Annotated in this window: 1 pseudogene; it reads right to left on the bottom strand. The window is 72.5% G+C overall.

Going from position 1 to position 291, the window contains the following annotated elements:
• Positions 1-291: pseudogene (locus ACFR9S_RS05975) on the bottom strand (J domain-containing protein); the annotation flags it as partial.

Here is a 291-nt window from a genome sequence, read left to right as displayed (position 1 = left end):
CCCCCCTAGGGCAGCGGCGGCCGCCACGCGGGCCGGCACTGGCGGCTCGCTCGCTCGCGTCGACGCCGAGGTCGAACGGGAGTCGGCGGCCGATAGTGGCGCCCGGAACTTCGTGCTCACAGAGCACGACGTGTGTCGGGCCGTCCGCGAGCCGGAGGTACGCCCGCGGGTCGAACGTGATCGCCACGTCGCGGTCCGGGAGGTAGAACGCGACGGTGGTGGTCCCGAGTTGGTAGTCTTCGAGGAACGGTTCGTCGGCGGCGTCGAACACCGCGCGGATCTCGGCGCGCT

The sequence above is a fragment of the Halolamina salina genome (assembly GCF_042678005.1).
In the GTDB taxonomy this organism is placed as follows: domain Archaea; phylum Halobacteriota; class Halobacteria; order Halobacteriales; family Haloferacaceae; genus Halolamina; species Halolamina salina.
The sequence above is the reverse complement of the archived record's forward strand: the minus strand, read 5'-3'. Positions and strand labels throughout refer to the sequence as shown.